Here is a 1330-nt window from a genome sequence, read left to right on the forward strand (position 1 = left end):
CGACGCGTTCGCCGTGGTCGCCCGCGGCCGGGTGCAGCTGGAGCTGCGCGACGGCGCACCCGGGCCGGTCCTCGGCCGAGACGCCGCGTTCTGGCTGCGCGGCACCGGCGTACGGGCCCTGCGCAACCCCGACCGGCGCACCGCGACGGTGCGCATCCTCACCCCCGACGACGTACCCCGGAGGAACGACATGACGATCGGCAACGACACCTCGGTGGGCGCCGGCCCGGCGGCGACCCGGACCGGCCACCGCTTCCGCCGGCTCGCCGGCACCGGCCTGCTCGCCGCGCTCGCGGCGGCGGTGGTCACCACGCTCGCCGCCGCGCTCGCCCGCGCGCTCGGCGTCGACTTCGCGATCCCCGACGGCGGCGAGAGGATCCCGCTGGGCGGGTTCGCCGTGGTGACCGGCTTCTTCTCGATCGTCGGCGTGGTCCTCGCCGCCGCCCTGCTGCGGTGGAGCGCCCACCCCGCCGCCCGGTTCGGGTGGACGGCCGGAACGCTGACCGCGATCTCGCTGGTCCCGCCGTTCCTGGTCGGGGCGGACGCCGCCACCGTCGCCGCGCTGGTCGGGTTGCACCTCGTCGCGGCGGCGGTGATGATCCCGACCCTGGTGCGCTTCCTGCGCGCCCGGTGACGACCCCGGTCAGCTGCCGAGCGTGTACGTGCCGGCGCGGGGGACCGTCACCACGGTCCACCCGTCGTCGGCGGCGAGCGTCGCGCCGCCGGTGACTGTCGACCAGCGGTCGTGCCGGACCCGGACCGGGACCGGGCCCGGCCCGGGGGCGCGGAACGTGACCGAGGCGCCGTCCTGCCGGACCAACTCGCCGGGCGCGCCCACCAGCGGGGTGGGGTCCGCCACCGCGTACAGCCGCCAGTGCCGGCCCGACCAGACCTCGGTCAGGTACGGCTGGCCCGCGGTCACCAGCTCCGCCTCCGGCCGCCCCACCCAGGACAGCTCGACGTCCGGCACCGCCACGTACTGCACCGCGTTGTCGGCCAGCCAGGCCCGGTAGGAGTCGGGGGTCAACGGGACGCCGGTGCCGGCGGCGCCGGGGACGGTGGTGAAGAACAGCGGATTGCGGTCGATGTCGGCCTGCCGCAGCCAGCCCCGGGCCAGCGGCACCTCACCGAGGCGGGCGGCCTCCCAGTAGTTGCGCGTCGGCGGCACCTCCACCCGACCGGTGAGCCCGCGCCGGTCCAGCTCGGCGCGCAGCGGCGCGAAGTAGGCCGGATCGGCGGTCGGGTCGCCGGCGCTGCGCACGTCGGCGGTGACCACCGGCGGCTGCCACCAGCAGACCACGGCCAGCAGGGCGGCCACCGCGACCGCGCC

At 77.5% G+C, this 1330-nt stretch carries 1 protein-coding gene and 1 pseudogene; one reads left to right on the forward strand and one right to left on the reverse strand.

From position 1 onward, the window contains the following. Positions 1-634 (forward strand): DUF6069 family protein (locus HUW36_RS33010; protein ID WP_246248443.1); only part of this gene is annotated, 634 nt, incomplete at its 5' end. Positions 635-643: 9 nt separating this feature from the next. Here HUW36_RS33010 and HUW36_RS33015 read toward each other — a convergent pair. Further along, positions 644-1330 (reverse strand): annotated as a pseudogene (locus HUW36_RS33015) (hypothetical protein); the annotation flags it as partial.

Source organism: Micromonospora maritima, assembly GCF_902825405.1.
Lineage (GTDB): Bacteria > Actinomycetota > Actinomycetes > Mycobacteriales > Micromonosporaceae > Micromonospora > Micromonospora maritima.